This window comes from Pseudomonas sp. MN1F, from assembly GCF_009391885.1.
Lineage (GTDB): Bacteria > Pseudomonadota > Gammaproteobacteria > Pseudomonadales > Pseudomonadaceae > Aquipseudomonas.
The window spans coordinates 177,869-201,099 of record NZ_VZII01000041.1 but is presented as its reverse complement, the minus strand read 5'-3'; the positions used below and the strand labels follow the sequence as shown (position 1 = coordinate 201,099).

The 23,231-nt window shown below is 62.5% G+C and carries 20 protein-coding genes and 1 pseudogene; 12 read left to right on the top strand and 9 right to left on the bottom strand.

Annotation, left to right across the window (positions count from 1 at the left end; all coding sequences use genetic code 11):
* From F6X59_RS28445 to F6X59_RS20985, 5 genes and pseudogenes are all read left to right on the top strand, one after another.
* Positions 1-1,451, top strand: a pseudogene (locus F6X59_RS28445) (hypothetical protein); the annotation flags it as partial.
* A gap of 2 nt (positions 1,452-1,453) precedes the next feature.
* The gene (locus tag F6X59_RS21000) at positions 1,454-2,266 is read left to right on the top strand and encodes a DUF6708 domain-containing protein (protein ID WP_256669389.1); all 813 of its coding nucleotides are present in this window, start codon (positions 1,454-1,456) and stop codon (positions 2,264-2,266) included.
* Complete coding sequence (locus tag F6X59_RS20995; protein ID WP_152957923.1) at positions 2,263-2,520, top strand: PAAR domain-containing protein; 258 nt, start codon at positions 2,263-2,265, stop codon at positions 2,518-2,520. The genes F6X59_RS21000 and F6X59_RS20995 overlap by 4 nt, the downstream gene beginning before the upstream one ends.
* 196 nt (positions 2,521-2,716) lie before the next feature.
* Positions 2,717-3,004 carry a hypothetical protein gene (locus tag F6X59_RS20990; RefSeq protein WP_152957922.1) on the top strand — a complete coding sequence of 96 codons (288 nt, stop codon included), beginning with the start codon at positions 2,717-2,719 and terminating at the stop codon, positions 3,002-3,004.
* Between the two features lie 88 nt (positions 3,005-3,092).
* Positions 3,093-3,707 carry a Yip1 family protein gene (locus tag F6X59_RS20985; RefSeq protein WP_152957921.1) on the top strand — a complete coding sequence of 205 codons (615 nt, stop codon included), beginning with the start codon at positions 3,093-3,095 and terminating at the stop codon, positions 3,705-3,707.
* 18 nt (positions 3,708-3,725) lie between these two features.
* Here F6X59_RS20985 and F6X59_RS20980 read toward each other — a convergent pair whose 3' ends face one another.
* The 5 genes from F6X59_RS20980 to F6X59_RS20960 all read right to left on the bottom strand — a co-directional run bounded on the left by F6X59_RS20980 (position 3,726) and on the right by F6X59_RS20960 (position 7,704).
* The gene (locus F6X59_RS20980) at positions 3,726-3,986 is read right to left on the bottom strand and encodes a DUF1652 domain-containing protein (protein WP_054885291.1); all 261 of its coding nucleotides are present in this window, start codon (positions 3,984-3,986) and stop codon (positions 3,726-3,728) included.
* 215 nt (positions 3,987-4,201) lie between these two features.
* Positions 4,202-5,113, bottom strand: a complete 912-nt coding sequence (locus tag F6X59_RS20975; protein WP_152957920.1) for a DNA-3-methyladenine glycosylase — start codon at positions 5,111-5,113, stop codon at positions 4,202-4,204.
* A 79-nt stretch (positions 5,114-5,192) separates the two neighbouring features.
* Positions 5,193-6,080 (bottom strand): pirin family protein, encoded by an 888-nt coding sequence (locus F6X59_RS20970; protein ID WP_152957919.1) that lies wholly within the window; start codon positions 6,078-6,080, stop codon positions 5,193-5,195.
* Positions 6,081-6,180: 100 nt separating this feature from the next.
* Entirely contained in the window at positions 6,181-7,053 is an 873-nt protein-coding gene (locus F6X59_RS20965; RefSeq protein WP_152957918.1) for an alpha/beta fold hydrolase, read from the bottom strand.
* Positions 7,054-7,074: 21 nt separating this feature from the next.
* A complete protein-coding gene (locus tag F6X59_RS20960) occupies positions 7,075-7,704 on the bottom strand; it encodes a LysE family translocator (protein WP_178120120.1) in 630 nt (209 codons plus the stop codon).
* A 138-nt stretch (positions 7,705-7,842) separates the two neighbouring features.
* On the opposite strand from F6X59_RS20960, the gene F6X59_RS20955 reads away from it, so the two are divergent.
* Positions 7,843-8,322, top strand: coding sequence for a GNAT family N-acetyltransferase (locus tag F6X59_RS20955; RefSeq protein WP_152957916.1), 480 nt, complete (start codon positions 7,843-7,845; stop codon positions 8,320-8,322).
* A gap of 65 nt (positions 8,323-8,387) precedes the next feature.
* Here F6X59_RS20955 and F6X59_RS20950 read toward each other — a convergent pair whose 3' ends face one another.
* Genes F6X59_RS20950 through F6X59_RS20935 form a run of 4 tightly spaced genes read right to left on the bottom strand, consistent with a single transcriptional unit; the run spans position 8,388 to position 13,928 of the window.
* Positions 8,388-9,317, bottom strand: coding sequence for an aliphatic sulfonate ABC transporter substrate-binding protein (locus F6X59_RS20950; RefSeq protein WP_152957915.1), 930 nt, complete (start codon positions 9,315-9,317; stop codon positions 8,388-8,390).
* A gap of 3 nt (positions 9,318-9,320) precedes the next feature.
* A complete protein-coding gene (mgrA, locus tag F6X59_RS20945; protein ID WP_152957914.1) occupies positions 9,321-10,364 on the bottom strand; it encodes an L-glyceraldehyde 3-phosphate reductase in 1,044 nt (347 codons plus the stop codon).
* 8 nt (positions 10,365-10,372) lie between these two features.
* Positions 10,373-11,695, bottom strand: coding sequence for an LLM class flavin-dependent oxidoreductase (locus F6X59_RS20940; RefSeq protein WP_152957913.1), 1,323 nt, complete (start codon positions 11,693-11,695; stop codon positions 10,373-10,375).
* Between the two features lie 28 nt (positions 11,696-11,723).
* Positions 11,724-13,928 (bottom strand): TonB-dependent receptor, encoded by a 2,205-nt coding sequence (locus tag F6X59_RS20935; protein WP_152957912.1) that lies wholly within the window; start codon positions 13,926-13,928, stop codon positions 11,724-11,726.
* 260 nt (positions 13,929-14,188) lie between these two features.
* Between F6X59_RS20935 and F6X59_RS20930 the strand changes: the two genes are divergently transcribed.
* The 6 genes from F6X59_RS20930 to F6X59_RS20905 all read left to right on the top strand — a co-directional run bounded on the left by F6X59_RS20930 (position 14,189) and on the right by F6X59_RS20905 (position 23,217).
* A complete protein-coding gene (locus tag F6X59_RS20930; RefSeq protein ID WP_372240471.1) occupies positions 14,189-15,235 on the top strand; it encodes a LacI family DNA-binding transcriptional regulator in 1,047 nt (348 codons plus the stop codon).
* 110 nt (positions 15,236-15,345) lie between these two features.
* On the top strand, positions 15,346-16,278 hold the full coding sequence (locus F6X59_RS20925; protein WP_152957911.1) for a LysR substrate-binding domain-containing protein: 933 nt from the start codon (positions 15,346-15,348) through the stop codon (positions 16,276-16,278).
* 115 nt (positions 16,279-16,393) lie between these two features.
* Positions 16,394-17,839 (top strand): FAD-dependent tricarballylate dehydrogenase TcuA, encoded by a 1,446-nt coding sequence (gene tcuA, locus F6X59_RS20920; protein WP_152957910.1) that lies wholly within the window; start codon positions 16,394-16,396, stop codon positions 17,837-17,839.
* A complete protein-coding gene (gene tcuB, locus F6X59_RS20915; RefSeq protein ID WP_152957909.1) occupies positions 17,826-18,986 on the top strand; it encodes a tricarballylate utilization 4Fe-4S protein TcuB in 1,161 nt (386 codons plus the stop codon). The genes tcuA and tcuB overlap by 14 nt, the downstream gene beginning before the upstream one ends.
* A gap of 37 nt (positions 18,987-19,023) precedes the next feature.
* Complete coding sequence (locus F6X59_RS20910) at positions 19,024-20,316, top strand: MFS transporter (protein ID WP_152957908.1); 1,293 nt, start codon at positions 19,024-19,026, stop codon at positions 20,314-20,316.
* Between the two features lie 108 nt (positions 20,317-20,424).
* Complete coding sequence (locus F6X59_RS20905) at positions 20,425-23,217, top strand: RHS repeat-associated core domain-containing protein (protein ID WP_218572257.1); 2,793 nt, start codon at positions 20,425-20,427, stop codon at positions 23,215-23,217.
* Positions 23,218-23,231: the final 14 nt, after the last annotated feature.

The window sequence follows — 23,231 nt, the reverse complement described above, 5'->3', positions numbered from 1 at the left end:
CAGGCAAAGTCAAACCCATCATCCAGACCGGATTGTTGAGCCTTGCCGTGCTCGACCCGAAAGTGGCACATCAGGTGATCCCGGTCAGCGTCTGGGTCGAAGGCACGGCGCATGAGCTGCATGAGCGGTTGGCCAGAGAGGTGAAGCTCAATGTCAATCAACTGAATGACACCGCGAAGATGGCGTTAGTGGACATCACAGTCGCGGCGGGAACACTGGAGCTGGATGCGCGGAAGGCACTGAATGGCATGAAAATCAGTGCGGGGCAGGCTTCACAGTTGGTCCGTGACAGTTTTACGGGGCTACGAGGAACGGGAAAAGGCTGGGAGTTGCTACTTTCGCTGGGCGGGCTCTACTTACTGAGCGACAATCTTGTAAAGAATATGAAGGTGGTTGAAGAAGAAATTGGCCCGAAATCCAGCGAAGCCATCATGGCCCTATACGGGTCGAGCTTGGGCGTTCTGGGCGGTGGATTAGAACTTGGGGGATTATTGATTCCTCGCAAGGCAAGCACTGTCAACAAGTATTCTATCGGTCGTACTGTCGTTCGCACTGGGGCGGTGATCAGCGCTGCAACGGGCCTCTTTGATACCCTGCAAGCATTACTTGCAACCAGGCGCGCGACGAACTCAGGCGACAATAGAGCCTTCCTATGGTATCGGCGAGCCACTTTTACAGGGGCATTAGGAACCGTATCTGCAATAGCAGGTGTATATTACCCATTCCTAATGGGGCCAGTGGGAATTGCAATAGCACTGAGCCTTACGACTTTTGCCTTTTTAAAGAAAGGCGGACAGAATGAATCGACTCCATTACATCGATGGGCACGCCGATGCTACTTCGGCAACGCCGACGAATCCCCCCGCATCCATTGGGACTCACCCAACCATACCGATATCGCATTGGCTGAACTGAATGCCGCAACATCAGAATTAACTGGCATAGCAAAATTTGAAGTCACTATTGCCAACCAGCCAATCAGTTCCAAAATCGGAACCCCAATCGGCCTAAAAACACAGCACGATTTAAGCTTCAAAATTATCATTCCCGGTTTCAACAAAGCAGTGTCCGGATATCAATGGGCAGTTGTCGTACATCGACATGGCGATGGCAATTCGCCTGAGTACACTGGCGGTGAAACCATCGTACAAAGAAATCACTTCCCGCCGGCACTGCCGACAAGATACTCAAAGTTAACCTTGTTGAAACCCTTCAATAAGCCGAAAAACCTTGATTACAACCCTGACACTATGAAGCTAGCTTCAAGCTGCCAGAACCACAGCCCGCAAGACAATAGCATCTGTACCCTATCGTTCGTCGGCCGCTTAGAACTGACCTTGGACATCGGGAAACACAATATTACATCCGCATCTCTAATCATTACTTACTGGCCGGACCGCAACATACCGGACGCCTACGCCGAATTTCTTACCGAGGTGCATAACCAGTGAGCATGTCAGCCCGTGGTTTTGGTTGGAAATACGACCTACCGCCCCCAAACGAAAAAATCGAACGTGAATCAATCAAAGCAAACTTACACCCTGCACCCAATTGCTTCAACGAGCGCTTTATAGAACTGCCGCGCTCAACTTTGAAAGCAAGAGGCTATTGGCTTGCAGCAGGTTCCATAACACTTACCCTGGCCCTATGCCTATACTTCTTGTACTCACCCCCACTCAACATGGCAAGCCTAGAGTCCGGCGCTATCGATTTACTCATCTTTGCCATAGCCGTGTTTTTTGTTGTTCCCTACATTCGCATGGATCTTGGTTTCCCTCGCGACGAACCAATACGGTTCAACAGACTCCGCCGCAAAGTCTACTTTTACCAGTACAGATTCAGTCGACTTCATCCGTTCGGGCGGAAAAACTGGGGGATTAAGCCCGTCGTCTGTGACTGGGATGACCTCACCGCCGAGGTTTATCGCATTTATCTACCTATGGGCTATGGCGGCCTGAAGGAATGGATCATGCTATCAATTCATAGTCCCGATACTAACGAAATAATTGATCGCATTTTCCTTACAGACGACATTGAGAAAGGTGAACAATATTGGGCCCTTGCCAGGCTCTTCATGCAACAAGGCCCCGACGCACTTCCCGACTTCGTCCATCCGCCAATAGATTGGGATGAGTTCCCAGATATCAGCCCTTGGGGACAATCACGGCATCGCAACCCGTTTGACCGCCTTGCCCCCAAGGTCCAATGGCCGGTGGAAATGGACCTGGAATCCCGAACCGCCCCCAATCCAGGAGACCACAAATGAAATCCGTAATACTCGTTGGCCACCGCCATGACTGCCCAATTCACGGCCCAGGCGTGTTGGAGACTGGCAGCCCCCACTACACCTTCAATGGCAAAGCTGTCGCCAGAGTCGGCGACCGCACCAGCTGCGGTGCGGTGATCGAGACCGGCGCAAGCGGTTTTCAAATCGAAGGTAAAGCCGTAGCCCGTGAAGGCGACCGAACCGACCACGGCGGCGTACTGAGCCAAGGTGACAAGAACTGGCTACTGGATTGACTGTGCTCCAATCAGGGCCGCCAGGCGGCCCTTCGTCGGCCCACTCCAAAAACCCCGTGAAAACCCATGAAATAAGTTGAACATCCAGCTCCGGTAAGCTTCCAAATGATAATACGTGCCATCCTTTTGCCAGGAGCCTGCCGCCCATGCCCACTCAGCCTTACCTGCTGTGCCAGCGCCCAGGAGCCCAGCGGCCATGAAGATGCCAGGCCGTGCGCCCAACTCCAGCCTGCAGCTCGACTATGTCCGCGACACGCTGTTCGGCCCGGTCGCCCTGAGCGTGGAGTGCCAGTGCCAGATGGCGGCCCTTACGCTGCAGGGCCGCCCCGCCCTGCGCCTGCACATCTGCCCGCCGCTGCCAGACAAGGTCGAGCGTGCCCACAGCGTGGCGTTCGTCTGGGATGGGCGCAGCTACCACGGAGTGGTCCGTGATCATGGCAAGTGCGGTGATGGTGGCCTGAACCTGTTGCTGGAGCTGCAGTAACAAGCCGATCAACGGCCACACTCCAGGCTGAACCCGACGCAAACCGCGGATCTCCATAACTACATGGCCCTGCCTTCTGGAGAACGCCATGAACAGCCCGTTGCTCAAGCTTTTCACCCACCCCTCCGACGCCTGGATCGACATCCGCCGCGCCGAGGAAGACCACCCGCAACAGTACCTGCCGCGCCTGTTGGCGCTGGCGCTGATCCCGGCCCTGTGCCTGTTCGTCGGCACCACCACCTTTGGCTGGAGCCTGGCCGCTGAGGACCGCGTACGCCTGAGCATTGCCAGCGCCGCGCAATTGGCCGGGCTGCTGTATGCCACCACGGTGGTCGGGGTAATGCTGATGGGGGTGATGATCCGCTGGATGTCGCGTGGCTTCGATGTGCAACCGACGCTCAATCAATGCATCGGCTTCGCCGCCTACTGTGCCACGCCATGGTTCTTCGCCGGCGTCGTTGGCCTGCTGCCGATCCGCTGGCTGGCACTGCTGGCATTGGTCGCAGCGTCAGCCTATGCCACGCTATTGCTGTACGGTGGCTTGCAGACCTTCCTGCGCCTGCGCAGGGAGCAGGCCATGCTGTTTGCCAGCTGCGTCTGGGGGGTAGGCTTGCTGTTGCTGGTGACCATCCTGGTGTCGATGATCCTGTTCTGGACCAATGGCCTGATGCCGGAATACGTGCGTCCGGCCAGCCTCGGCTGACCGGCGCACAACGGTTGCTCAGGCGATGGCCCTGAGTGCCGCCGGGTGGCTGTCTCGCAGGGTGTGCAACTGGCCGACCAGGTTCACCAGGTCGCGGCAACTGTTCAAGCTCTGCAGTGAGACCCCGGAGAGGGTCACGCCCTCCTCCAGGCTTTGCCCCTGACCCAGGCGGATGGTCAGGGTGGTGCCGTCCGGGCAGCTGACTTCGCAGCGGTCGGGCAGGCAGGCCTGCTCGATGATCTGCCGCATTTCCAGCATCGAAACTCCTATCAACGACATGGTACGACCCTCTCTGTACTGGATGGCCTGTTGTGTGTGAGTACGCCTAAGGCAGGCAAGGTGCCAATTGATATTGCGCATGCCCAAGCGGCCGTCCATGCGCCGGGGCAATGATCGTGCGGAGAATCCTTTAGCACCTTAGTGGAAGAACGACGGGAGGCCTGGGCTGTTCGATCGAATGCTGGCACTTCGCGACAGGCGGTCGCGGCGCACGCCTATCGGTCCGCCAAAAACGCCCACAGATGCTGCGCGGCATACGCGCGCCAGGGGCGCCAGGCCTGGGCGCGTTCGGCCAGTTGGGCGTCAGGCCCTTCCAGCAGGCGCAAGGCCTTGACCAGCGCGACATCGCCCAGTGGTAATGCATCATGAGCGCCCGCCTGGCGCAACGCCAGGTACTGGGCACTCCAGGGGCCGATCCCTTTCAAGCAACACAGATTGGCCAGCAGCGATTCCAGTGCCTGGCCGTTACGCAGCAGCGCGGGTTGTGCCCGCAATGCACGGGCCAAGGTCCCGAGCGTGGCAGCACGTGCGCGGGGCATACCCATGTTTTCCAGGTCAGCAGCGGCAAGCACGCTGAGCGCAGGAAACACGTGCGTCAGGCCGCTGGAAGGGAGCAGCAGCGCCTGGCCGTGACGGGCGACCAGGCGCCCGGCCAGGGTCATGGCGCCTGCCACGCTGATCTGCTGGCCAAGCACCGTGCGCATGGCCTGCTCGCAGGCGTCCCAGCCTTGCGGCACGCGCAAGCCCGGGCGGGCGGCAAGCAGCTTGACCATCAACGGGTCGCGGCACAGCTCGGCGGCGATGCGGGCAGGGTCGGCATCGAGGTCGAAGAAACGGCGGATGCGCGCGATCAGGCAGGGAACGGCTGCGGCGGGCACACCGCTGAGTCGGACAGACAGGCGATTGCCGCTGGCGGGCCTGGCTTCAAGTACACCGTGCTTGCCAGCCACGGACAGACTGCGGCGATAGGTGCCATCGCTGAAGGTTTCGATGCCGGGAATGCAGCGGGCGGCCAGGAAGGCCTGGGTCGAAGGCCAGTGGTAGGGCGTGGGGTAGCGCAGCCACACAATGTGCTGGCCTGAAGCGGTGAGTGAACGGTGCACAGCGTGCAAGTGAGAGAGATGCATCGCTACATCATGCCAAGTTTTGCAGGGATTGTAGCGGCCTCTTCGCGGCGTTTCGGCGCGAAGAAGCCGCTACAGGCCGTCAGTGATCCAGGCCAGCCCCCTCGCCCGCCATCTGCCCAAAGCGCCCGGCGTGGAAGTCATCGAACGACTCGGCAATCTCCGCCTGGCTGTTCATCACGAACGGGCCATAGCCTACGATCGGCTCATCGATCGGCTCACCGCTGAGCAACAACAGGCTGCTGCCTTCAAGCGCCTCGATCGCCACATCCTCGCCACCGCGCTCCAGCAGCACCAGGCTGGCCGGGCCGGCTTCGTGCTCGCCGTTGACCCGCACGCTACCGCGCAGCACCACCAGTGCCGCATTGTGGCCGTCGGCAACCGGCAACTGCAGGCTGGCCCGCGCCTTCAGGCGCATGTCCCACACATCCATCGGGGTAAACGTCCGCGCCGGGCCTGCGTGGCCCTGATAGGCACCGGCGATCACCCGCAGGTTGCCGGCGTCGCCCTCCAGTTGCACCACCGGTATGTCCGCCGCCAGCAGCGTCTGGTACCCGGCCGGTGCGCGCTTGTCACGCGCCGGCAAGTTGACCCACAGCTGCACCATCTCCAGCGAACCGCCACTGCGGGCAAAGGCCGGCGAATGGAACTCTTCGTGAATGATGCCGTTGGCAGCGGTCATCCACTGCACGTCACCCGGGCCGATCAGCCCGCCGGCACCGGTCGAATCGCGGTGTTCCAGCTCGCCCTGATAGACGATGGTCACGGTTTCGAACCCACGGTGCGGATGCTGGCCAACACCGCGACGGTCAGTGGTCGAGGCAAAGTCGTAGGGGCCGGCATAGTCCAGCAACAGGAACGGGCTGATCTTGCTGGCCAGGTTGTCGTAGGTGAACAGGCTGCGCACGGGGAAGCCATCGCCCACCCAATGGGCATGCGGGCTGCGGTGGATACCCAGAATCTTTTTCATGAGAAGTCTCCTCTCTAAGCTGGGTTAACCTTACCAATGAGCCCAATCAGCCGGTAGCCGGCTGATATGGCACTGATCGTTCCATAAATGGAACAACCACTCAGGCTTGCAGGTAATCGAGCACCTGTTGCGCGGCCATCGCCGGATCTTCCTGCATGAAGCAGTGCCCTCCGGGGACCTGAACGGCGTTCACCGCAGGATTGAGGCTGGCCAGGCGCTGCACCGAGTGCGGCACGAAGGGATAGGTGTGCTCGCCATAGAGCACCCGCGTGGGCACCTGGATGGAAGAAAGATGCGCCCACATGCGCGACGGGAACGAGCTGAAAATTTCCACTTCGCGGCTGGGCCGGCACTTGAGCACCACGCCTTCGCCGCACTCACCGATCGCATGCTCGACATATGCCTGCAGCGCAGCGTCGGTCCAGCCCTTGAAGATGCCACGCCCGTGCAGCGATGCCCGCGCCGCCTCACGGTCCGGCCAATGGCTGCGCCGGCTGGCGGCCTTGCGCGCCAGGGCATGCCGGCGGTGCAGGCCGACCAGCGCAGCCGCGCCCATCACGCCGATCATGCGCCGGCTGAACAGCACCGGGTCGAGCAGTACGGCACGGGCAAACAAGCCCGGCTGGCTGGCCAGCATCAACCCGGTCAGCACGCCACCGAAGCTGTGCCCCACGGCGTAGCGGGGAACCTCGCCATATTCCCCACGGCCGGCCTCGAAGGCCTCCAGCGCCAGCGCGGCGGTACGGTTCCAGCCGCGGAATGCACCGCCATGGTCACTGTCACCATGGCCCTGGACATCGCAGAGCCATAGATCGAAATGTTCACTCAGGCTCAGCAGCAACGGTTGGTAGGCCAGGCAGCAGAAGCCGTTACCGTGCAAAAAGTGCAGCAACGGCTTGCCGCTGGCTGGCGAGCGCCAGCCACGTAGGGTGAAGCCTTCGGAGCTGTCAAAGGACCAGGGAATCAACTGCATCGGCTTGCTGTACTCATGGGTTCATGAAAACGCCGATTCTACAAACAGCAGCGGGTAGAGTGAAATCACCAGCAGCACGGCCATCAGGACATTGAACAGCATCAGCCAGCGCGGGTTCTGCAGCAGGTTGCGCAAGGCGCTGCCAAACATCACCCAGACGCCGACGCTGGGCAGGTTGACCAGGGCGAACAGCGCGGCGATGACCACTACATTCATCACATAGCCCTGGGCCGGCGTGTAGGTGGTGATCGCCCCTACCGCCATCACCCAGGCCTTGGGGTTGACCCACTGGAATGCCGCAGCGCCCCAGAACCCCAACGGCTTGCGCGCGCTCGGCGAGTCAGCGCCGAGCGGCCCTGAGGTGGCGATCTTCCAGGCCAGGTAGAGCAAGTAGGCCGCACCGGTATAGCGCAACACGCTGTACAGCACCGGCCAGGCCTTGAACACCTCACCAAGGCCCAGGCCCACCGCCAGCACCATGACCATGAAACCGACGCTGATACCGATGGCATGCGGGATCGAACGGCGCACACCGAAGTTCACGCCCGAGGCCAGCAGCATGGTGTTGTTAGGCCCCGGGGTGATCGAGGAAACGAAGGCAAACAGCACGAAGGCGGTCAGCAGGTCGGCAGAGGCAAGCATGGCAGGCATTCCAGAATTGTTGCAGGTGCTGTCACACTAACGGAGTCACCCTGCCCTGCGACCGCTACAGTTGCATTAAATTATGCAGATACACATCACTGTACCGTTCACCAGCGCACCCTCAGCCAAGAACAAGGAAGCCCCTGCATGAGCCTGACCATCCGCCCTGCCGTTCGCGCCGATGCCGCGCAAATTCTCGCCTACGTCACCGAGCTGGCCGAGTACGAGCGCGCCCGTCACGAAGTGGTTGCTACCCTGGCCGATATCGAGCACAGCCTGTTCGATGACGGCAGCACCGTGCACAGCCTGATCTGCGAGCGTGATGGCAAGGCCATCGGCTTTGCCGTGTACTTCTACAGCTACTCGACCTGGCTGGGCCGCAACGGCATCTACCTGGAAGACCTGTATATCACCCCTGAGCAGCGTGGCGGCGGCGCAGGTCGGGATGTGCTGCGGCACATCGCTCGCGAAGCCGTGGCCAAAGGGTGCGGGCGCTTCGAGTGGAGCGTGTTGGACTGGAACGAGCCGGCGATCAGCTTCTACAAGTCGCTGGGCGCCGAGCCGCAAGATGAGTGGGTGCGCTATCGACTGGATGGCGACAGGCTGTTGCAGTTTGCCCAAGGCTGACCTTCGGCCAGAACCGACCCTGTCGCCAGCAAGCCGACTTGCCAAGGACAGGGCCGCAACAGGCTTCAATCCTGGTGCCAGACCGCACCGGCAATGTCGACCCGCTTGGGCAACACCCGGTTCTCGAAGAACAGCTGCGCCGTGCGCTGTTGCGCGGCGACGATTTCTTCACTCACCGGTATCAACGGCGATGCCGGCCGATGGCTGAAACTGCGCCGCACCACTTCCTCCGGCACCCCCATGAACTGCGCCAGTACACGGACGCTGCCCGCCTCGTCAGAGCGCGTCAGTGCCTCCGCCTCGGAGATTTGCGCCAGCAGGCGCTTGATGAAATCGCCATTGGCTTCGACATAGCCACGCGCCCCCAGCATGAACGGCCCGATCAACCCCAGCCCCTCGCCGTCCGCCAGCAGCCGCGCCTTGCCTTCCAGATCGATGGCCGAATAGTACGGGTCCCAGATCGCCCAAGCGTCGACGCTGCCACGCTCGAAGGCCGCCCTGGCGTCAGCGGGTGCCAGGTACACCGGTTGCACGTCGCGCATGCTCAAGCCCACGCTGGCCAGGCTGCGTAGCAGCAGGTTGTGGGCACTGGAGCCCTTCTGCAGCGCGACACGCCTGCCTTTGAGCTGAGCCACCGCAGTGATCGGGCTGCCTTTGGGCACCAGAATGACTTCGGCCTTCGGCTTGGCCGGTTCGGCGCCGATGTACAACAGGTCTGCGCCCGCTGCCTGGGCGAAGATCGGCGGGATGTCCCCGGTGGCACCTACATCGAGGCTGCCAATGTTCAGCGCCTCGAGCATCTGTGGCCCGGCGGGAAATTCGATCCACTCCACACGCGTATTGGCGAAACGCTGTTCCAGCAGTCGGTGCTGCTTGGCCAGCACCAGGCTGATCGAGCCCTTCTGGTAGCCGATGCGCAGTGTGGCAGGGTCCGCCGCATGAACGGCCCCCGCCAGCGCCAGCAGTACAAGCGTGGCAAAGCGTAGTACGCGCATGGCTCATTCCTTCCAGTCGGTCGAGGGCTTTTCCCACAGGTTGATCCCACCTTCAACGGCATGACGGTCGATTTCGGCGAGTTCTTCAGGGCTGAATGCCAGGTTATCGAGTGCCGCGACATTCTCGATGATCTGCTCGGGCCGGCTGGCACCGATCAGTGCCGAGCTCACCCGCGGATCGCGCAGGGTCCAGGCCAGCGCCAGTTGCGCCAGGCTCTGGCCGCGACGGCGGGCAATTGCGTTGAGCGCACGGGCGCGGGCCAGGTTGGCCTCGGACAGATGGTGCGGCTGCAGCGAGCCGCCACCGGGGCGATTGACCCGTGCATCAGCCGGGATGCCGTCCAGGTACTTGTCACTGAGCAACCCCTGGGCCAGGGCCGTGAACACGATGACACCGGCTCCCAACGCGTCGGTGGTGTCCAGCAGGTCGTGCTCGATCCAGCGGTTGAACAGGTTGTACGAGGGCTGGTGAATCAGCAGCGGCACCTTCAACTCGGCCAGCAGCGCGGCGATCTCGCGGGTCTTGCCGGCGGAATAGGAAGAAATCCCGATGTACAGCGCCTTGCCCTGGCGCACGATATCGGCCAGGGCGATCGCGGTTTCCTCCAGCGGGGTGTCGGCATCGAAGCGGTGCGAGTAGAAGATGTCCACGTAGTCCAGCCCCAGGCGCTTGAGGCTCTGGTCAAGGCTGGCAAGCAGATACTTGCGCGAACTGCCACCTTGGCCGTACGGCCCAGACCACATATCCCAGCCGGCTTTGCTGGAGATGATCAGCTCGTCCCGGTAGCTGCGCAGGTCTTCACGCAGAAGGCGGCCGAAGTTGCGCTCGGCGCTGCCATAGGGCGGGCCGTAATTGTTGGCCAGGTCGAAATGGGTAATGCCGGCATCGAAGGCCGTGCGCAGCAAGGCGCGCTGGGTGTCGATCGGCGTCGCATCACCGAAGTTGTGCCACAGGCCCAGGGACAGGGCCGGCAACACCAGGCCGCTGCGGCCGACGCGGCGGTACGGAATGCGCGCGTAGCGCTCAGGGTTGGCAATGTAGCTCATGGTTGACCTCACTCGGCAAAATAGGGGTTGGCGGGCCGCTGCAGGCCCAGGTGCTCGCGCAGGGTGCGGCCCTGATACTGGCGGCGGAACAGGCCCCGGCGCTGCAACTCCGGGACCACCAGGCTGGCGAAGTCTTCGAGCCCCTGCGGCAGGTGCGGCACCAGCACATTGAAGCCATCGGCCGCGCGGTTTTCGAACCAGCTCTGCAGCGCGTCGGCGATCTGCGTCGGCGTACCGATCAGGCTGTAGTGCCCTCGCCCGCCAGCGATGCGTCGGCCCAGCTCGGCGAGGGTCAACTGCTCCTGCCCCGCCAGTTCGGTCAGCAATTGCTGGCGGCTGCGCTGGCCATCTTCGGTCAGCGGCAGCTCCGGCAGCGGGCCGTCCAACGGGTAGCCGGACAGGTCGAAGTTGCCGAGCATGCGGCCAAGCAAGGCAACGCCCACACGGGGGTCGACCAGGTCCTGAAACTGCTGGTACTTGGCCTGGGCCTCAACGGCACTGCGGCCGACCACGACGAACACGCCCGGCATGATTTTCAGCGCCTCCTCGCTACGCCCATAGCGGCCCAGGCGCCCCTTGAGGTCAGCGTAAAACGCCTGGGCGCGCGCCAGGCTGGGTTGCGCGGTGAACACCACCTCGGCGCTTTCGGCCGCCAGTTCGCGGCCGGCTTCGGAAGACCCGGCCTGGACCAGCACCGGTCGGCCCTGGGGCGAGCGGGCCACGTTCAGAGGACCGCGCACACGAAAATGCGCACCGGCGTGGTCGATGCTACGCACGGCCTGCGGCCGGTGAAACTGGCCGCTGGCCTTGTCACGGACGAAGGCGTCATCGGCCCAGCTGTCCCATAGGCCCTGCACCACCTGCTGGAACTCGCGAGCCCGGGCGTAACGCTCGGCATGGGGAATATGCGCATCGCGGCCGAAGTTGCCGGCCTCGGCTGCGGCGTCGGAGGTGACCAGGTTCCAGCCGGCACGGCCGCCCGAGAGATGATCGAGCGAGGCGTACTTGCGTGCCACATGGTATGGCTCGTTGTAACTGGTGGTGGCCGTGGCGATCAGGCCAATGCGCTCGGTCACCACGCTCAGCGCCGACAGCAGGGTCAGCGGTTCGAAATACACCGACCGGGCGCTGTGGCTGGCCAGTGCATCGCTGGGGGCGGCGACGCTGTCAGCGACGAACAGCGCATCGAAACAGGCAGCTTCGGCGATTTGCGCGGTACGCCGGTAGCTGGCGAAGTCCAGCGGGTCGGCGGGCACGTCCGGGTGACGCCAGGCGGCGACATGGTGCCCGGTGGCCATGAGGAAGGCACCCAGGCTCATTTGACGACTCATGCTCTGTCTCCTTGCAGTGCTCGCACAGTCAGAAATCCTTGCGCAGCTGAACGCCGAAATAACGCCCGTCATCCCGCGGCACAGCCCGGTAGATATAGTCACCGCCACTGGCCAGCATCTGTGCGTAGGACTTGTCACCCAAGTTCTTGCCCAGCAACGCCACGCGCCAGCCGTCGTTGTAATCGGCCAGGGCGATACTGGCGTTCCAGATGCCATAAGCGCCTTGCACGGTGTCGGGGTTCTGGTCGAGGCTGAACTGCACCGAGTCCTGCCAGCTGTAGTCGCTGGCCAGTTCCACATCCAGGCCGTTATCCAGCGGGATCACGTAATCGGCGCGCACATAGGTCTTCCAGTCCGGGGTGAACGGCAGACGGCCGCCGTCGATGTTGCAATTGGCTGCCGCCCCGACCGGGCAGTTGAAATGATCGACCCGCGCCTTGGTGTAGGCCGCAGCGGCGGAAAACTTGAGCTGACGGGTAGCCTGGAAGCTGGCATCGAGTTCGACGCCTTGGGTCTTGACCTTGCCGGCGTTGACCAGGCGGGTCACCACCTGGTTGGCCACGGTGTCGAAGAAGTTGGCCTGGTAGTTATCGTAATCGGTGTGGAACACCGCCAGGTTGGCCATCAGCCGGTTATCCAGTGCGGTGCCTTTGAGGCCGACCTCGTAGGCGTCGGATGTTTCCGGCTTGAGCGCGCCGGTATCACGCGGCTGCATGTTGAAGAACACGTTATAGGCCGGGCCTTTATAGCCACGCGAATAGGTTACGTAGCCGGTGAGGTTGTCCTTGAAGTCGTACTGCAGGCCAGTGCGGCCACTCCAGCCGTCCTCGTCCACCGAGCCGGAACTGGCGGTCGACGGCTGGATGCCGGTGACCGCCGTGGCGGAAGTCGACACGCGACGGTGGTCGTACTCAAGGTCGTCGTGGGTCCAGCGCAAGCCGAAGATCGCACGGAAATCCTCGGTGAAGTTGAAGGTGTTTTCACCAAACAGCGCGACGCTGTCGTTACTGGTCGAGTAGTCCGCCCTGCCCGTGTTCGCCACCCCGCTGTTGACCGAGAGCCGCTGATACGTCTCGTTGGAGGTGCCGTGCATGTAGAAGGCGCCCAACACGTACTCATTGAACTGCCCCTTGGGCGACGTCAGGCGAAACTCTTGGCTGTACTGGTCATAGTCCACCGTACCCTTGTCGTGGGAGGCCGTGACCGGCAGCAAGGCGCGGCGGTCGCCATCCTGGTACTGGGTGTTGTCCCAGCCGCGCCAGGCGCTGATGGACGTCAGCGTGTAGTCGCCCAGCTGCCAGTCGAGCTGTGCCGACAGGCCCTGGTTCTCGTCTTCGACGTGGGTCTTGAAGTCACTGTTGATGTCGCGGTTGTGGGCGCTGGGCACAACCGGGCGCAGCTGGTTGGTGATGGCTGTGCTGGCGCTGGTGATCACCCCGCTGGGCAAGCTGTCCTCACCTTTCATGTAGTCGGCGATCAGCGTCAGGCGCAGGTCGTCACTGGGCTCGAATTCCAGCTTGCCGCGGGCGCCCTTGCGTTCGTAGCCATTGACGTCGTGGCCATTGGCGACGTTCTCGACGTTGCCATCGTAGTCACCCCACAAGGTACTCAGCGAGCCTTTGAGCTGCTCGTTGAGGCGGCCACCGATGCCGAAGCGCAGGCGGTTTTCGTCGCCACCGCCGAAGTGCGAGTAATCCACATAGCCTTGGGTCTGCTCGGGGATGGCCTTGCTGACCACGTTCAGCACGCCAGCGGAAGCATTCTTGCCAAACAGCGTACCCTGGGGGCCGCGCAGCACTTCGATACGCTCCAGGTCGAGCAGGTCGAGGGTGGACTGACCGGGGCGGCCGAACACCACGCCATCGACCACGGTAGCCACGGTCGGCTCGACGCCGGGCGAGGTGGATATGGTGCCCACGCCGCGGATGAACAACGACGTGTCCTTGTTCGACGCACCGGCGCGGTAATTGAGGGTCGGCACCTGCTGGACGATGCTGGCGACATTGTTGCGATTGTCACGTTCGAGTTGTTCGCCGTCGATCACCGAAACGGCCACCGGCACCTCCTGCAAGGTCGACTCGCGGCGGGTGGCGGTCACGGTCACCGCGTCCAGCGACGTGGCCTGCGGCGTTGGTTCGGCCGCTTGCGTGGATTGGCCGATGGCGGCCAGCAGTACAGCGGCAGCCAGCGGTTGACGTTGCTTGAACGGGAATGCCTTGCGGTGTTTGTGCATGATGATGCGACTGCCTTCAAAGACCAGACCATGGCCCGCACGGGGCCGACACGGGTGATGCTGTGGGTGTCTGGTCTCGCTCGTGCGAGTGGCAGGCGCTTGCCAACAGCAGCGCTTGTTAGCGCTAACATCAGCAAGTATCAGAGGCTCTGGCTTAGCAGGTCAAATACTTAAAAATACGATTTATATTCCATAAAGCTATTTGCCAGGCTGGGACTCGTTAGCGCTAACATCGCCTCATCTCCCAACGAGGCCAGCCTGTGAGCCAAGCCAAGGAACCCACCCGCAAGCGCCGTGGCGCGGGCCGTGTCACGCTCGCTGAAGTGGCGCGGGCCGCCAATGTGTCGGCCATCAGCGTATCGCGCTACTTCAACCAGCCCGAGCAGGTGTCACCCCCCCTGCGCGAACGCATCGAAGCAGCGGTACAAGCGCTGGGTTATGTGCCGAACCTGGTGGCGGGAGGCCTGGCCTCTGCCCGTGGCCGTATCGTCGGCATGGTCATTCCGAACATCTCCGGGCCGATTTTCGCCCAGACCATCCAGGCCTTCAGCGACACCATGAGCCGGCATGGCTACCAGCTGTTGCTGGCGTCCAGTTATTTCAGCGAGGCCCAGGAAGAAAGCGCCGTGCGGGCCTTTCTCGGCTGGTCGCCGGCAGCGTTGGTGGTGACCAGCCATTTCCACAGCCCGGCCACCGAGAAGATGCTCAGCGAGGCCGACGTACCGGTGGTGGAGATCTGGGACTATCGCCCGGAACGCTCGCCGCTGCAGGTTGGCTTCCTCCATCACCAGGTGGGTGTGCAGGCGTGCCGCTATCTGCTGGGCAAGGGCCATCGACGCATCGCCTTTGTGCAGAACAGCGCGGCAGGCGACTTCAGCGCGCTGGAGCGGCGCGATGGCTACATCGAAGCATTGCGTGAAGCCGGGCTTGAGCCCTGGGTGTTCGTGCCTTCGGCTGACTGCGCGCCGTTCGAGGCCGGCAAACAGGCCATGCAGGCGTTGATCCGCCGCGACCCTCGCCCTGAGGCGATCATCTTCGCCAACGACAACCTGGCCGCCGGCGCCCTCCTTGCCGGCCAGCGTGCCGGGCTGCGCTTGCCCGAGGACATGGCCATCGTCGGTTTTGGCGACTACCCGTTCGCCGAGATGCTGTTGCCCAGCCTGACCACGTTGCGGCCACCGTCGCGGCAAATTGGCGAATTGGCAGCCATGCGGGTATTGCAGCATTTGGGATGCGTGGAACATGAGGGCGAAGTCGAACGCTTGAACTTGCTGCAATGCGAATTGATTACCCGCGAAAGTGCATGACGCGTCACGGCGAATGCGACTTGAGAGCACCGAACGCAGGCCTGACGCAGCAGGCAGGTTAGACTACTCGATCAGCCATCACCTCCTCTGCCATCGTCAGGAGCCCCCCCTTGGAACTCAGGCAACTGCGCTACTTCGTCAAAATCATCGAACACGGCAGCCTTGGCCGCGCCGCGCTCGAACTGGAGGTTGGCGTCTCCGCCCTGAGCCAACAGATCGCCAAGCTCGAAAGCGAGCTGTGTACCCGCCTGCTCAACCGCAGCAGCACAGGTGTCACGCCAACCAGCGCCGGCATGGCGTTCCTGCACCATGCCCAGCTCAGCCTGCGCCAGGCCGAAAACGCCATCCTGGCCGCCCACCGCGGGCGCATGAGCGGCTACGTGACTGTCGGCTTGCCACCCACCACCGCGACCGTGCTGGCGCTGCCGCTGATCAATGCCATGCGCGAGCGCTACCCCGATATCCAGCTGCACTTGGTGGAAATGCTCTCCGGGCACCTGGCCGCGCAGCTCAACGCCCGGCAAATCGACCTTGCCATCCTGTTCCAGCTCGAAGGCGGCAAACGCTGGAGCGTGACGCCGCTACTGGATGAGCGGCTGTTCGTCATCAGCCCGCCACAGCTGCCCCGCGCGCCCGAAAGCAGCGTGCAACTGGCCGACCTGGGCCAGCTGCCGCTGGTCATGCCCAGCGCCCAGCACGGCCTGCGCTCGACCCTGATGACGGCGTTCGAACGCTCCGGCCTGGTGCCGAACATCATCATGGAAGTCGATGGCCTGGCCGTCCTGATGAACGCCGTGCGCGCCGGCCACGCCGCCACCATCCAGCCGGGCGCCGCCGCCGCGCTCAGTGGTGAAAGCGGGCTGCGGGTCGCGCAGATCAGCGACGCCCACGTCGGCCGGCGCAACCTGCTGGCAACCCTGGCGGACGATGAGCTGTCACCTGCCGCGCTGGCCGCCCGGCGCGTAATCATCGACGTTGCGCACCAGCTGGTCAGCCAGCGGCAATGGCCCGGGGCGACCTGGATCGAAGAGGCCAGCCTTTAGAAAAACTGAACACCCCATGCCGTAGCCCGCCTTTCGACACTTGGCCGATCGCCCTACTTTCTCCTCACTCGTAAGGGGCCCTACGTTCATGCCTCCTTGCGACCGAGGAGCGAAAATGATCGATGTTCTTGTAATTGGTGGTGGCAACGCCGCCCTCTGCGCCGCGCTGATGGCCCGTGAGGCCGGCGCCAGCGTCATGCTGCTGGAGGCCGCGCCCAAGGCCTGGCGTGGCGGCAACTCGCAGCACACCCGCAACCTGCGCTGCATGCACGACGCGCCCCAGGATGTGCTGGTCGACGCCTACCCCGAAGAGGAGTACTGGCAGGACCTGCTCAAGGTCACCGGCGGCCTGACCAACGAAAAACTCGCGCGCATTGCCATCCGCGCCTCCTCCAGCTGCCGTGACTGGATGCGCAGCCATGGCGTGCATTTTCAGCCGCCGCTGTCCGGCGCACTGCATGTAGCGCGGACCAACGCGTTTTTCATGGGCGGCGGCAAGGCGTTGGTGAACGCCTACTTCCGCAGTGCCGAACGGCTCGGCGTGCAGGTGCGCTACAACGCTCAGGTCAACGATATCGAACTGCAGGGCGGCAGGTTCGTCGCCGCTCACCTGCCCGCCCGCGAAGTCGAGGGCCGGCAGCTGCCTGCCGAACGTATCGAAGCCAAGACCTGCGTGCTGGCGGCGGGCGGCTTCGAGTCCAACCGTGAGTGGTTGCGCGAAGCCTGGGGCCAGAATGCCCGTGGCGAATGGCCGTCGGACAACTTCCTGATCCGCGGCACGCGCTTCAACACCGGCATCCTGCTCAAGCGCATGGGCGAACTTGGCGCCGATATCATCGGCGACCCGACCCAGGCGCACATGGTCGCCATCGACGCCCGCGCACCGCTGTATGACGGCGGTATCTGCACCCGCATCGACTGCGTGTCACTGGGCGTGGTGGTCAACCGCGACGGCGAGCGTTTCTATGACGAAGGCGAAGACTTCTGGCCCAAGCGATATGCCATCTGGGGCCGCCTGGTGGCTGGCCAACCGGGTCAGCAGGCCTATTCGATCATCGACCAGCAGGCCATCGGCCGCTTCATGCCACCGGTATTTCCGGGTACCACGGCCAATTCCCTGACTGAACTGGCACACAAGCTGGGCCTGCCAGAAGCGCAGTTTTGCCAGACCATCGAGGCGTTCAACAATGCCTGCCAGGTCGGCACCTTCGACCATACCGCGCTCGACGACTGCCACACCACAGGCCTGGCCCCGGCCAAGACCCACTGGGCCCGCCCGCTGGTCAAACCACCGTTTTACGCCTACCCGCTCAAGCCAGGCGTCACGTTCACCTACCTGGGCCTGGCGACCGACGAAAGCGCCGCCGTGCATTTCGCCGGCAAGCCCAGCCCCAACCTTTTCGTCGCAGGAGAAATGATGGCCGGTAACGTACTGGGCAAGGGCTACACCGCCGGCATCGGCATGGCCATCGGCACGGCGTTCGGCCGTATCGCCGGTGTCCAGGCGGCCGCCAGCGCAGGCTTTGTCGACAACCAGGAGGCACGCCATGCAGCTGTTTGATCCGCAGGCACAAAAAAGCGAACTGATCCCGGTGCTGAACGTGCACGAAAGCGAAGTGCAGCGGCAGATGAGCATCTGCAATGCCTGCCGCTACTGTGAAGGTTTCTGCGCGGTGTTTCCGGCGATGACCCGGCGCCTGGAATTCGCCCAGGCCGACATCCACTACCTGGCCAACCTCTGCCACAACTGCGGCGCCTGCCTGCACGCCTGCCAGTACGCCGCGCCCCATGCGTTCGAGGTCAACGTGCCCAAGGCCATGGCCAAGGTACGCCTCGACACCTACGTCGAATACGCCTGGCCCCGTGCCCTGGGCCGTCTGTACCAGCGCAACGGCCTGACCCTGGCACTGGCCAGCGGCTTCGCCCTGGTGCTGTTCCTGTGCCTGAGCCTGCTGGCCATGGGCAACCTGTTCAGGCCCATGCCTGGGGGCAACTTCTACGGCATCTTTGCGCACAACACCCTGGCGCTGATGTTTGGCGCGGTGTTCGGCTTTGCAGCCATCGCCTTGGGCCTGGGCGTACGCCGGTTCTGGCGCGACGTTTCGCCACCTGCGGCCGCCGCCGGGCTGAAAACCGCCGCAGCAGTGGAAGCGACAGCCAGCGTGGCCACGCTCAAGTACCTGGACGGTGGCCACGGCGAAGGCTGCAACAACGCCGATGATCGCTTCACCCTGTGGCGGCGGCGCTTCCATCACCTGACCTTCTACGGCTTCCTGCTGTGCCTGGCGGCCACCGCCAGCGCGACGCTCTACCACTACCTGCTGGGCCTGGCGGCGCCCTACCCGGTGCTGAGCCTGCCGGTCATGCTCGGCATCGCCGGAGGCCTGGGCCTGCTGGTCGGCCCTGCCGGGCTGCTGTACCTGAACCTGCAGCGCAACCCCGCCCACGGCGACGCCGAGCAAAAGCCCATGGACCGCGGTTTCATCGCCCTGCTGTTGCTGGTCAGCGCCAGCGGCCTGGCCCTGCTGGCGTTTCGCGAAACCAGTGCCCTTGGCCTGCTGCTGGCCCTGCACCTGGGGCTGGTGATGGCGTTCTTCCTGACCATGCCCTACGGCAAATTCGCCCACGGCATCTTCCGCAGCGCGGCGCTGCTCAAGCACGCCATCGAGAAACGTCAGCCCAATCCGATCAATGCCGGCAGCGATTGAACATCCCAAAACAACAAAAGCGAGCAAAACGGTAGCCATGATGAAAACAACAACACAGACCAGGGGCGCCAAGCTGGGCGCCATCCTGCGGGTCACCAGCGGCAACTTCCTCGAACAGTTCGATTTCTTCCTGTTCGGTTTCTATGCCACCTACATCTCCCAGACGTTCTTCCCGGCAAGCAGCGAGTTCGCCTCGTTGATGATGACCTTCGCGGTGTTCGGCTCGGGCTTCCTGATGCGCCCGCTGGGCGCCATCGTGCTGGGCGCCTACATCGACAAGGTCGGCCGGCGCAAAGGGCTGATCGTGACGCTGTCGATCATGGCCGCCGGCACCGTGCTGATTGCGCTGGTACCGGGTTACGCCAGCATCGGCGTCCTCGCCCCGTTGCTGGTGCTGCTGGGGCGGCTGTTGCAGGGCTTTTCCGCTGGCGCCGAGCTGGGGGGTGTTTCCGTCTACCTCTCGGAAATCGCCACGCCGGGGCGTACCGGCTTCTACACCAGCTGGCAATCGGCAAGCCAGCAGGTGGCGATCGTCGTGGCGGCGGCACTGGGCTATACGCTCAATGCCTGCATGGATACCCATGAAGTGGCCAGCTGGGGCTGGCGTATCCCATTCTTCGTCGGCTGCGTGATCATCCCGTTCATCTTCGTCATCCGCCGCTCACTGCAGGAGACCGAAGCGTTCAAGGCGCGCGCGCATCACCCGGGCGCGGCCGAGGTGTTCCGTTCGATGTGCGACAACTGGCGCACGGTGCTGGCCGGCGGCCTGCTGGCGGCGATGACCACCACCACGTTCTACCTGATCACGGTCTACACCCCGACCTTCGGCAAGACCGTACTGCAGCTGAGTACCACCGACAGCCTGGTGGTGACCCTGCTGGTGGGCGTCAGCAACTTCATCTGGCTGCCCATCGGTGGCGCCCTCTCCGACCGCATCGGCCGGCGCCCGCAGTTGTTGGCGATTTCGCTGCTGTGCGTGCTGACCGCCTACCCGGCCATGCACTGGCTGGCCGAGGCCCCCAGCTTCGAGCGCCTGCTTGCGGTGTTGCTGTACTTCTCGTTCTTCTTCGGGATGTACAACGGCGCCATGGTCGCGGCGCTGACCGAGGTGATGCCGGCCAACGTGCGGGTGGTCGGCTTCTCGCTGGCCTTCAGCCTGGCCACCGCGCTGTTCGGCGGCTTCACGCCGGCGGTTTCGACACTGTTGGTACAGGCCACCGGCGACAAGGCATCGCCGGCCTACTGGCTGATGTTCGCGGCCGTGTGCGGGTTTACCGCCACGACCGTGCTGTACCGTCGCCACAGACCACAGGCGGTAAGCGCCTCCTGACCCTGAGCCCATGGGCACCTGTCATTTTTATCAGGTTACGCACTGACGAATTTGCTGGAAGCTAGCCTCGCATCGAATCACGCCCTGATCCTGCGAGGTCGCTTTCCCATGGGTCGTATGGAAAAGGCAGTCTACCGCAACACCCCGACCGTAATGGCCCACGAAAGCCGTGGCCTTGCCGTGCGCGAGATTGCCTTTTACCGTCACCCTGACCCGCTGGATGAAACCCAGGTACGCATCACAGGTCACCGCCTCACTGCCTCTGGCTTCTTGAAGCAGAGCGCGGACCCGCGCCTCGCCGACCAGGGGCTTGCGAACTTCATCTACACCTGCGATCTGCGAGGCAATGCCTTGCACACCCGCAGCGTGGACGCGGGCACCTCGGTCAACCTGAAAGACACCGCCGGCCGGCCACTGCTCACCGTGAGTGGCATCCTCGGCACTGGCGACAGTACCGGGGACCACAGCCAGGCCGTCAACCACACCTGGCATTATGAGGTGCCTACCCTGCCTGGTCGGCTGCTAGCCGTTTCCGAGCAGGTTGCCAGTGGCGACCCACGAACAACGCAGCGCTTCATTTATGCGGCCAGCACGGCTGCAGACAAAGACCTGAACATCGCCGGGCTTTGCATCAACCATTACGATACCGCCGGGATGATGGCCACTGAATGCATGGCCCTTTCTGGCGTGCCATTGTCGACGACTCGCCGCTTGCCCAAAGCAGCGACCGCCCCCGATATCCAGGTCGATTGGCACGGCGCGGATCCGGCAGCCTGGGATACGCTGCTGGCGCCAGAAACGTACACCACCGTCACTTGCACCGACGCCACGGGCAATGTGCTGCTCACACAGGATGCAGCCGACCATCAGCAACGTGTGACGTATGGCGTGAACGGGCAGCTGGCGTGCAGCTGGCTGACCGTGAAGGACAGCGCGGAGCAACCTGTGGTGACGACGCTGGCCCACTCGGCCGCGGGACAAAAGCTGAGCGAGACCCACGGCAACGGCGTGACATGCACTTACCAATACGAGCCGCGAACGCAACGACTGGCAATCATCCGAGTAGAACGTGCAACCGGCTTGCTGCAGGACCTGCATTACCAATACGACCCGGTAGGCAATGTGCTCAGTGCCTGGGACGAGGCTCAGCAAACACGTATTTGGCGCAACCAACGGGTGGAACCAGCAAGCCTCTACGGCTACGACAGCCTGTACCAACTGGTCAGTGCCAGCGGGCGGGAAATGGCCAATGCCGGTCGCCAGAACAGTCGATCGACTCCGGTATCCCTGCCACTTGCCAGTGACAACACCAGCTACACCCGATACACCCGCCACTACCACTACGACACCGCAGGCAATCTGACACAGATCCGCCACAGTGCGCCCGCCACCCACAACGGCTACACCACGGACATTACCATCAGCAACCGCAGCAACCGGGGGGTGACCAGTAGCTTGGCTGGCACCCCTGAGGAAGTGGATGCGCTGTTTACAGCCGCAGGCCATCAACGCCAGTTGCAGCCAGGCCAGTCACTCGAATGGACACCCCGGGGAGAACTGCAGAAAGTCATCCCCGTGGTGCGCGACGGCGCCCCGGGCGATCATGAACTCTACCGCTACGATGCCCACTGCCAGCGCGTACTGAAAAGCAGCACGCAACAGCTGAACAGCCAGCAAGTCATCTATCTGGGTAATCTGGAGCTGCGAACGACGGGGAAGGAAAACCTTCAGGTGCTGTGCGTGGGTGAAGCCGGGCATGCGCAAGCGCGCGTTTTGCACTGGGTGGCCGGCAAGCCGGCCGAGATTGCCAATGATCAGTTGCGCTACCAGTATGGCGACCTTATCGGCAGCCATGGCCTGGAGCTCGATGCTAGCGGCAACCTGATCAGCCAGGAAGAATATTACCCGTACGGGGAGACGTCGGTATGGGCGGCGCGCAGCGCGGTTGAGGCTGACTACAAGACCGTACGCTTTTCGGGCAAGGAGCGCGATGCGACCGGCTTGTATCACTACGGCTATCGGTATTACCAGCCTTGGGCCGGGCGCTGGTTGAGTGCGGACCCGGCTGAGACAGTGGATGGTTTGAATCTTTACTGCATGGTCCGAAACAACCCTCGCACCTATGCAGACTCAAACGGCCTCGTGCTGACGATCACGGTATATGGGCTATCACAGTTCCCCCCGAATGAAGCAGAAACAGTAAAACGAGCAATTGATACGGCACGCCTCGCGCTCAAAAAAGTAGTGGAACCTGGTCAGCCAATGTACAGCAGGGAATTGGAAATATTCTTTGGACCGGAATATCAGAGCGTACTAGCAAACGTAATAGACAATTGGAAACGAATCGAGGGCATGCTAACCAGCTACGCCAAGCCCGAGATAGGGCACGAGAAGATAAACCGAGCAACAGGAGGCCCCAGCGGCGCCACAGCGGGAGCTGATGTAACTGACTTCCAGGGCGGGATTACCATCCTGGACGAATTTTTTTCACCTTCAATTACAAACGAATTTCGCGCGACAATAATCATTCATGAAATTAGCCATCTTCGGCGGGTGCCAGGCATACCGTCAGTCAGCGTGGGTTCCCAGGATTTTTTTTACCTTGCCGCCAGCAACCCGCCAGCAGATTCTTTCGAAATCGCTTACAAAGGAGCGCTCTTGCCAGACGATGTCGTAGACCCAATCGGTTTATACAATGAAATTGCCGCTGAAAATAATTACGAAATATTCCAAGTTAGCGACACCTCAGCGCATTATATGGACCAACAAGGACTAGGCTACCTGCCACTCGATCATGCAGTATCGATATTCAATTCAAGCGAATCTCTGCGCGCCCGCATCACTAGCAAAAATGCTGACAGCCTCGCTCACTCAGCCATGGCAATGGCTGCAAGGTTATGAATGCAACTCACTGT

Bases quoted from the DNA above. Each gene is read 5' to 3' on its own strand.
- F6X59_RS20910 (WP_152957908.1), top strand. From the start codon at position 19,024: ATGATGAAAACAACAACACAGACCAGGGGCGCCAAGCTGGGCGCCATC.
- F6X59_RS20940 (WP_152957913.1), bottom strand. From the start codon at position 11,695: ATGAGTCGTCAAATGAGCCTGGGTGCCTTCCTCATGGCCACCGGGCAC.
- F6X59_RS20950 (WP_152957915.1), bottom strand. From the start codon at position 9,317: ATGCGCGTACTACGCTTTGCCACGCTTGTACTGCTGGCGCTGGCGGGG.
- F6X59_RS20975 (WP_152957920.1), bottom strand. From the start codon at position 5,113: ATGCATCTCTCTCACTTGCACGCTGTGCACCGTTCACTCACCGCTTCA.
- F6X59_RS20970 (WP_152957919.1), bottom strand. From the start codon at position 6,080: ATGAAAAAGATTCTGGGTATCCACCGCAGCCCGCATGCCCATTGGGTG.
- mgrA (WP_152957914.1), bottom strand. From the start codon at position 10,364: ATGAGCTACATTGCCAACCCTGAGCGCTACGCGCGCATTCCGTACCGC.
- F6X59_RS20935 (WP_152957912.1), bottom strand. From the start codon at position 13,928: ATGCACAAACACCGCAAGGCATTCCCGTTCAAGCAACGTCAACCGCTG.
- tcuA (WP_152957910.1), top strand. From the start codon at position 16,394: ATGATCGATGTTCTTGTAATTGGTGGTGGCAACGCCGCCCTCTGCGCC.
- F6X59_RS20965 (WP_152957918.1), bottom strand. From the start codon at position 7,053: ATGCAGTTGATTCCCTGGTCCTTTGACAGCTCCGAAGGCTTCACCCTA.
- F6X59_RS20990 (WP_152957922.1), top strand. From the start codon at position 2,717: ATGAAGATGCCAGGCCGTGCGCCCAACTCCAGCCTGCAGCTCGACTAT.
- F6X59_RS20960 (WP_178120120.1), bottom strand. From the start codon at position 7,704: ATGCCTGCCATGCTTGCCTCTGCCGACCTGCTGACCGCCTTCGTGCTG.
- F6X59_RS20955 (WP_152957916.1), top strand. From the start codon at position 7,843: ATGAGCCTGACCATCCGCCCTGCCGTTCGCGCCGATGCCGCGCAAATT.
- F6X59_RS20980 (WP_054885291.1), bottom strand. From the start codon at position 3,986: ATGTCGTTGATAGGAGTTTCGATGCTGGAAATGCGGCAGATCATCGAG.
- F6X59_RS20995 (WP_152957923.1), top strand. From the start codon at position 2,263: ATGAAATCCGTAATACTCGTTGGCCACCGCCATGACTGCCCAATTCAC.
- F6X59_RS20985 (WP_152957921.1), top strand. From the start codon at position 3,093: ATGAACAGCCCGTTGCTCAAGCTTTTCACCCACCCCTCCGACGCCTGG.
- tcuB (WP_152957909.1), top strand. From the start codon at position 17,826: ATGCAGCTGTTTGATCCGCAGGCACAAAAAAGCGAACTGATCCCGGTG.
- F6X59_RS21000 (WP_256669389.1), top strand. From the start codon at position 1,454: ATGTCAGCCCGTGGTTTTGGTTGGAAATACGACCTACCGCCCCCAAAC.
- F6X59_RS20905 (WP_218572257.1), top strand. From the start codon at position 20,425: ATGGGTCGTATGGAAAAGGCAGTCTACCGCAACACCCCGACCGTAATG.